Below are 7,206 nucleotides of genomic sequence, written 5' to 3' on the forward strand. Positions count from 1 at the left end.
CCGCAAATCCGTAAAGGAGAACCCCATGGCATCTGAGCTCGAGCTCAAGTACGGCTGCAACCCCAACCAGAAGCCCTCCCGCATCTACATGAAGGACGGCTCCGAGCTGCCCGTCACCGTGCTTGCAGGCAAGCCCGGCTACATCAACTTCCTGGACGCCCTGAACTCCTGGCAGCTCGTGCGCGAGCTCAAGGAGGCCACGGGCCTTCCCGCCGCCGCGTCCTTCAAGCACGTTTCGCCTGCCGGTGCGGCCGTGGGCCTGCCGCTGTCCGAGACCGACAAGCAGATCTACTTCGTTGACGACGAGGGCGAGCTTTCCGCAATCGCCTGCGCCTACATCCGCGCCCGCGGCGCCGACCGCATGAGCTCCTACGGCGACTGGGCGGCACTCTCCGACGTCTGCGACGAGCGCACCGCCCTCTACCTCAAGCACGAGGTCTCCGACGGCATCATCGCCCCTGGCTACACCCCCGAGGCGCTGGCCATCCTCTCCGCCAAGAAGGGCGGCAAGTACAACGTCGTGCAGATCGACCCCGACTACGTCTGCCCCGCAACCGAGACCAAGGACGTCTTTGGCATCAGCTTCGAGCAGGGCCACAACTTCTTCCAGATCAACGAAGAGCTGCTCAGCGATGTCGTCACTGCCAACAAGGACATCCCCGAGGCTGCCCGTCGCGACATGATCGTCTCCCTCATCACCCTCAAGTACACGCAGTCCAACTCGGTCTGCTACGTCAAGGACGGCCAGGCCATCGGTGTGGGCGCTGGCCAGCAGAGCCGCGTGCACTGCACCCGCCTTGCCGGCAACAAGGCCGATACCTGGTACCTGCGCCAGCACCCCAAGGTGCTCGGCCTGAAGTTCGTCGACGGCATCCGTCGCGCCAACCGCGACAACGCCATCGACGTCTACATCTCCGACGAGCACGACGACGTGCTGGCCGAGGGCGAGTGGCAGAAGTGGTTTGCCGAGAAGCCCGAGGCCCTCACCCGCGAGGAGAAGGCCGCCTGGGTGGCCACGCAGACCGGCGTGGCGCTGGGCTCCGACGCCTTCTTCCCCTTTGGCGACAACGTCGAGCGCGCCCACAAGTCCGGCGTGGCCTACATCGCCCAGCCCGGCGGCTCGGTGCGTGACGACAACGTGATCGAGACCGCCGACAAGTACGGCATGGCCATGGCCTTCACCCACATGAGGCTCTTCCACCACTAGGCGCTTTTCGCTAACTAGCTGCGCGTCTGACACGCCTGCCCGTCGGTCCAGGACCGGCGGGCAGTTTTTTCCTTGAGTTTTTATCTCGCGGGTCATTCGTTGCGGCCCCTCGCGCTGGGCCTGCCAGTCTGCGCGCCGCTAGAAGAACAGGTGCTGCACGAGGACCTTGAGGCCGATGAAGATGAGCACGCAGCCGCCGACGATGGAGGCGGGCTTCTCGTAGCGCGAGCCAAAGTAGTGGCCCACGACGACGCCCACGATGGTGAGCGAGAACGTGATGACGCCGATGAGCGATGCCGCCGGGACGATGTCCACGGAGAGCGCCGCAAGGGAGATGCCCACGGCCAGCGCGTCGATGGACGTCGCCACGGCGAGCATGAAGAACTCCTTGAGGTCGATGCGCACGTCGCCCTTCTCGCCCTCTTCTTCCTCGCCGTCGGGGTGGGTGGCGTCCCAGAGCATCTTTCCGCCGATGTAGGCGAGAAGCACGAAGGCGATCCAGTGGTCGATGGGCGCGATGAGCCACATGAACTGGCTGCCGAGCGCCCAGCCGATGATGGGCATGAGCGCCTGGAACCCGCCGAAGAACAGGCCGAGGACCACGGCTACCTTGACGTCGATCTTCTTCATGCCGAGGCCCTTACAGACGGAGACGGCGAACGCGTCCATCGAAAGCCCGACGGCCAACAGTAAAAGCTCCCACAGATCCATGATGTCCCTCTCGCTCGGGCCGGGTCGCCGGGAGCCTCATCCCCCGCGATCCTGGCCAACAAAAAAGACCCGCCACCGCGCCCCCTGCGCGATATACGAGTCTCGTTCATTAAGGCAAGCCAGGTAGGCGAACGAACCGCCACCAGTATGTTGACTTGCCGCAACCGATCCTGCCGGCTGCGACTACTCCCTCAAGTACGTTTGGCAGGGTAGCACGACTGGGGCGCGCGCGGCAAGTGAGCTTTGCGCCGCCTGGCTAGTCCTCGGCTAGGAGCAGGGCGCCGTAGCGCTTGTTGAGGCCTTCTTTGAGCTGCTTCCAGCCCAGCTTGAACTTGTTGCGCGCGGGGCCATGGCGTCAAACCCTGCAGTTGGGGTCAAAATTGGGCGCGATTTTGACCCCAACTGCAGGGTTTGATACTCGGCGACCGCGGCGCACCCGCCGAGAAGGGGCCGCGCCCCGTGTTTCGGCCTTGGAAACGCTCGGCAGGCGCCTTGTGCTTTAGTGCGCTAAAGCGTATAGTCCTCTTCATTGCACTTTAGCAGAGTAAAGCGCCCGCGCGGCAGCCGGAAGCCGGCGTCCCGGGCTCCCAGGGAAGGGAACATACGTTATGAAGCTCAACATGAACCGTCGCGAGTTCCTCGCGGCCTTCGGCACCGTCGCCGCCTCCGCCGTCCTGGCCGGCTGCGGTAGCAGCACCTCCGGCTCCACCGCGAGCAGCAGCAACCAGACCGGCGCCGGCGACGACAAGTGCGCCGTCGCAACGGGCAATCTCATCGTCGGTTTCGACTCTGCCTATCCGCCCTACGGTTACGTGGGCAATGACGGCTCCTACACCGGCTTCGACCTGGAGCTCGCCCAGGAAGTCGCTAAGCGCATGGGGTGGGAGATCCAGCTCGAGCCCATCGATTGGGACGCCAAGGACACCCTCATGGACTCCGGCGCAATCAACTGCATCTGGAACGGCTTCACCGTCGAGGGCCGCGAGAACGACTACACCTTCTCGCAGAACTACATGATCAACGCGCAGGTCGTCGTGGTAAAGAAGGGCGCGGGCCTCTCCGCCTTCGCCGACCTGGCGGGCAAGACCGTCATCACCCAGGTCGACTCCGCTGCCTACAACGTACTCGCCGGTGAGGAGGCCACCCAGGCCGAGCTCAACGCGACCTTCGCCAAGCTGGAGACCATCAGCGACTACAACACCGCCTTCATGCAGCTCGAGTCCGGCGCCGTCGACGCCGTGGCCTGCGACCTCTCTATCGCCGCCTACCAGATCGCGGCCAAGCCCGACGCCTATGAGCAGCTCACCGAGACCCTCTCCAGCGAGCACTACGCCGTGGGCTTCAAGAAGGGCGACGAGGACACCGCCGACGCCGTCAACGCGACGCTCGCGCTCCTCGACCAGGAGGGCTTCGTCAAGACCCTCTGCGACAAGTACGCCGACCAGGGTATTTCTTACAGCAACTGGTGCCTCGCGTAGCCGCGTCACGTTAGTTCGCGCCGGCACCGCCGCCCCGCCCGGGCGACGGTGCCTTTGCGCTTTTGAAAGGGGAGTGCGTTGGACTTCGCCACCATGACGGGCATGCTCGGCCAGGGCTTTCTGGTCAGCCTGCAGATTTTCGCCTTCACGCTCGTGGGCTCGCTGCCGCTCGGCATGCTCGTGGCCTTCGCGCGCATGAGCAAGTTCAAGCCGCTGGCGCTCGTGGCCCGCGCGTACATCTCCATCATGCGCGGCACCCCGCTCATGCTGCAGATGTTCGCAATCTACTTCGCGCCATACTACGTGTTCGGTATCAGCCTGACCACCGACAGCAAGTGGTACGCGACCATCGTGGCGTTCATCATCAACTACGCCGCCTACTTCGCCGAGATCTACCGCTCCGGCATTCAGTCCATCCCGCGCGGCCAATACGAGGCGGCCGAGATCTTGGGCTATTCGCTTGCGCAGACCTTCGTGCGCATCGTGCTCCCGCAGGTCGTCAAGCGTATCTTGCCGAGCGTGACCAACGAGGTCATCACGCTGGTCAAGGACACGTCGCTCGCGTTCTCCATCGGCGTCATCGAGATGTTCACCGTGGCCAAGCAACTCGTGGCCTCGCAGGTAAGCATGGTGCCGTTTGTCATTGCCGCCGCGTTTTACTGGGTGGCCAACTTCGTCATCGACCTCGTGGCCGGTCGCCTCGAGCGTCGCCTCGACTACTACCACGACTAGCCGGCTAAACCTGCAAAGGGGACAGTCCCTTTTGCAGGTTTGCGACACCTGAAAAAGGGACTGTCCCCTTTGCAGTTTTTGGAGGAAAGAATGGCTGAGAACAACGCGCCTGTGGTCAAGGTCGACCACCTCAAGAAGTGCTTCGGCGACGTCGAGGTCCTGCGCGACATCAACATGGAGGTCAACCCCGGCGAGGTCGTGGCCATCATCGGCCCGTCCGGCGGCGGCAAGTCCACGCTGCTGCGCTGCATGACGCTGCTCGAGCAGCAGGACGCCGGCGACCTTTCCTACGGCGACCTCGCCGTGTGCCGCGACGGCGTCTATGGCGACAAGAAGATCCTTGCCGAGGCCCGCCTGCGCTTCGGCCTCGTGTTCCAGAACTACAACCTGTTTCCGCACTTCAGCGTGCTGCGCAACGTGATGGACGCCCCCATCTGCGTCCAGAAGCGCGACCGCGCCGAGGTGGAGGAGCAGGCCCGCGCGCTTCTTGCCAAGATGGGGCTCACCGGCAACGAGGTGAAGGTCCCCTGCCAGCTCTCCGGCGGCCAGCAGCAGCGCGCGAGCATTGCCCGGGCGCTCGCCATGAATCCGCAGATCGTCTATTTTGACGAGCCCACGAGCGCCCTTGACCCCGAGCTCACGGCTGAGGTCCTCAAGGTGATCAAGGGCTTGGCCGCCGAGAACATGACGATGGTCATCGTCACGCACGAGATGAGCTTTGCGCGCGAGGTCGCGGACCGGATCGTCTTTATGGACGGCGGCGTCATCGTGGAGCAGGGACCGGCCCGCGAGGTCATCGACAACCCGCGCGAGGAGCGCACTCGCGCCTTCCTGGCGCAGCGCAGCGCGTAGAGTTGCGTTGTCTACCTGCATTGATGTAAAAACGCACTGTCACAGTGCGATTTATCGAGAAAAACGCACTGTGACAGTGCGTTTTCTTGTTAAAATCGCACTGTGACAGTGCGTTTTTGTATTTATCCAGACAGGAGTTTGTATGCAACGCCTATACGAGGCTATGTATCGCCTACTTGATCAGATGCCTGTTGAGTTCCATCGGTATCTATACGACCAGATCAAGTGGGACAACCGCATGCTGGGAATCGTCGGCCCGCGGGGTGTTGGCAAGACGACCCTGATGTTGCAGCATCTGCGTGAATCGCATGCGACCGACGAGGCCCTGTACGTCTCGGCCGACAACATGTACTTTACCGACCATTCCCTGTTTGATGTCGCCGAGGACTTGGTGCGAAATGGGGGCCGGTACTTCTATATCGACGAGGTGCACAAGTATCCCGAATGGTCTCGCGAGCTCAAGGCCATGTACGACTCTCTGCCCGGGCTTCACGTGTACTTTACCGGCTCGTCGGTCCTAGATATCGAGAAGGGCCAGGCCGATCTGAGCCGCCGTGCGCCCAAATACGTGCTCCAGGGCCTCTCGTTTCGCGAGTATTTGGCGATTGTCTATGGACTCCAGGGCCCGTGCCTCTCGCTTGACCAGATCTTGGCCGGCGGTCGGCTTCTTCCCGAGGTCGAGCACCCGCTCCCTCTGTTCAAAGACTATCTTCGTCGAGGCTATTATCCGTTCGGTACCGATCTGGATTTTGAGACCGAGCTCGAACAGGTCATTGTGCGCACGCTCGAGTCCGATATTCCCCAGTTTGCGGAGATGACCGCGGCAACGGGGAGAAAGCTCCTCAAGCTGATGTCCATCGTCAGCACGCTTGCGCCGTTCAAACCCAACATGACGAAGCTGGCAAGCCAGATTCAAGCAAGCCGCAACAGCATGGAGGACTATCTCCTGTACATGGAGAAGGCCGGTATGATTGCTCAGCTGCGTACGGGCGCTTCTGGACTGGGGGCTCTTGGTAAGGTCGAGAAGATCTACCTGGACAACCCAAACATCATGTATGTTCTGGGGGGCGAAAACCTGGACATCGGCAATGTGCGCGAGACGTTCTTCTTCAATCAGATGCGCGTGAAGTATCCCGTGACGGCATCCGGGCAGTCGGATTTTGAGATTCAGGGAGCGACGTTTGAGGTCGGCGGCAAGAGCAAGACCCAGGACCAGCTCAAAGACGTCGAGCGTGGCTATGTGGTTAAGGATGACATCGAGTATGGGCACGGCAACGTCGTGCCACTCTGGGCGTTTGGATTGACGTATTAGTAAGGTTTCCCATGGATGGGGTTTAAGGGAGAAGAAATGGCTGAGCCTGCTTCGGCGCCCGTGGTGGCGTTCTTTGATGTCGACGGAACCCTGACGTATCGCGATCCCGTGACGGGGCCGACCAGCGTGCCGACGCCGCGCGTGGCCGATGCGCTGCGGCGCTTCGTCGCGGCGGGCAACGTGGCGGCGCTCTGCACGGGGCGCAGCATCCTCGGCATCGGCGAGCTCATGGCGGCCGCGCCCTTCGCCGGGGCGGTTACGCTCGACGGCACGCACGTCGTGTACGGCGACAGGGTCGTCTACGATCGCGTGATCGAGCCCGAGCTGTGGGAGGCGTCGCTTGCCGAGATGCGGCGCATCGGCATGGAAGCGCTGGTAGAGGGCACGTATGGCTGCGTCATCGTGAGCGGCGACCGCGACTCGAGCTTCTGCCGTATCCTGCATGGCCTCGAGTTCTTCGAGGACTACGTCGCCCGCGGCGGCGAGCAGTCCTTCGGCAAGATCGACTTCGACGACACGAGCCTCGAGGTCGTGCAGTCGAGCGAGTTCCTCATGTCCAACTACCACTACATGAACGTGGGCGGCGGCTTCCACGAGCTGGCCATCCCCGGCACGAGCAAGGCGGTGGGGGCGCGGGCGTTCATCGACGCGCTGCCGTTTGAGCCGTCGCGCGTGTATGCCTTCGGCGACTCCGAGAACGACCTCGCCGTGCTTGAGGCGGCCGACGTGGCCGTGGTGATGGGCAACGCGCACGACAACGTGAAGGAGCTCGCCGACTACGTGACCGACGCCGTGGAGGACGACGGCGTGGCAACCGCCTTGGAGCACTTCGGCCTTATCTAGCCGCGCAAACAGGCCCGTCCCCAAACCGCTGCAGAAAGGGGACTGTCCCCAAACCGCTGCAGAAAGGGGAC

At 62.8% G+C, this 7,206-nt stretch carries 7 protein-coding genes; 6 read left to right on the top strand and 1 reads right to left on the bottom strand.

The features are described 5' to 3' along the window. Positions 1-25: 25 nt before the first annotated feature. Complete coding sequence (locus U5709_RS01860) at positions 26-1,207, top strand: phosphoribosylaminoimidazolecarboxamide formyltransferase (protein WP_321971528.1); 1,182 nt, start codon at positions 26-28, stop codon at positions 1,205-1,207. A 138-nt stretch (positions 1,208-1,345) separates the two neighbouring features. Here U5709_RS01860 and U5709_RS01865 read toward each other — a convergent pair whose 3' ends face one another. Continuing rightward, the gene (locus U5709_RS01865) at positions 1,346-1,918 is read right to left on the bottom strand and encodes a manganese efflux pump MntP family protein (protein ID WP_321972642.1); all 573 of its coding nucleotides are present in this window, start codon (positions 1,916-1,918) and stop codon (positions 1,346-1,348) included. Positions 1,919-2,526: 608 nt separating this feature from the next. Here U5709_RS01865 and U5709_RS01870 point away from each other — a divergent pair. From U5709_RS01870 to U5709_RS01890, 5 genes are all read left to right on the top strand, one after another. Beyond that, positions 2,527-3,396: a transporter substrate-binding domain-containing protein gene (locus U5709_RS01870; protein ID WP_321971526.1), complete on the top strand. Its 870-nt coding sequence runs from the start codon at positions 2,527-2,529 to the stop codon at positions 3,394-3,396. A gap of 78 nt (positions 3,397-3,474) precedes the next feature. Continuing rightward, complete coding sequence (locus U5709_RS01875; RefSeq protein ID WP_321971525.1) at positions 3,475-4,128, top strand: amino acid ABC transporter permease; 654 nt, start codon at positions 3,475-3,477, stop codon at positions 4,126-4,128. Between the two features lie 90 nt (positions 4,129-4,218). Continuing rightward, complete coding sequence (locus tag U5709_RS01880; RefSeq protein ID WP_321971524.1) at positions 4,219-4,980, top strand: amino acid ABC transporter ATP-binding protein; 762 nt, start codon at positions 4,219-4,221, stop codon at positions 4,978-4,980. 142 nt (positions 4,981-5,122) lie between these two features. Continuing rightward, entirely contained in the window at positions 5,123-6,292 is a 1,170-nt protein-coding gene (locus U5709_RS01885; protein WP_321972643.1) for an ATP-binding protein, read from the top strand. Positions 6,293-6,328: 36 nt separating this feature from the next. Then, positions 6,329-7,135, top strand: a complete 807-nt coding sequence (locus tag U5709_RS01890; protein ID WP_321971522.1) for an HAD-IIB family hydrolase — start codon at positions 6,329-6,331, stop codon at positions 7,133-7,135. Positions 7,136-7,206 lie beyond the last annotated feature (71 nt).

The organism is Paratractidigestivibacter sp., from assembly GCF_963660155.1.
In the GTDB taxonomy this organism is placed as follows: domain Bacteria; phylum Actinomycetota; class Coriobacteriia; order Coriobacteriales; family Atopobiaceae; genus Paratractidigestivibacter.

Coding starts and splice junctions, on each gene's coding strand:
- U5709_RS01885 (WP_321972643.1), top strand. CDS start 5,123: ATGCAACGCCTATACGAGGCTATGTATCGCCTACTTGATCAGATGCCT.
- U5709_RS01865 (WP_321972642.1), bottom strand. CDS start 1,918: ATGGATCTGTGGGAGCTTTTACTGTTGGCCGTCGGGCTTTCGATGGAC.
- U5709_RS01890 (WP_321971522.1), top strand. CDS start 6,329: ATGGCTGAGCCTGCTTCGGCGCCCGTGGTGGCGTTCTTTGATGTCGAC.
- U5709_RS01860 (WP_321971528.1), top strand. CDS start 26: ATGGCATCTGAGCTCGAGCTCAAGTACGGCTGCAACCCCAACCAGAAG.
- U5709_RS01880 (WP_321971524.1), top strand. CDS start 4,219: ATGGCTGAGAACAACGCGCCTGTGGTCAAGGTCGACCACCTCAAGAAG.
- U5709_RS01870 (WP_321971526.1), top strand. CDS start 2,527: ATGAAGCTCAACATGAACCGTCGCGAGTTCCTCGCGGCCTTCGGCACC.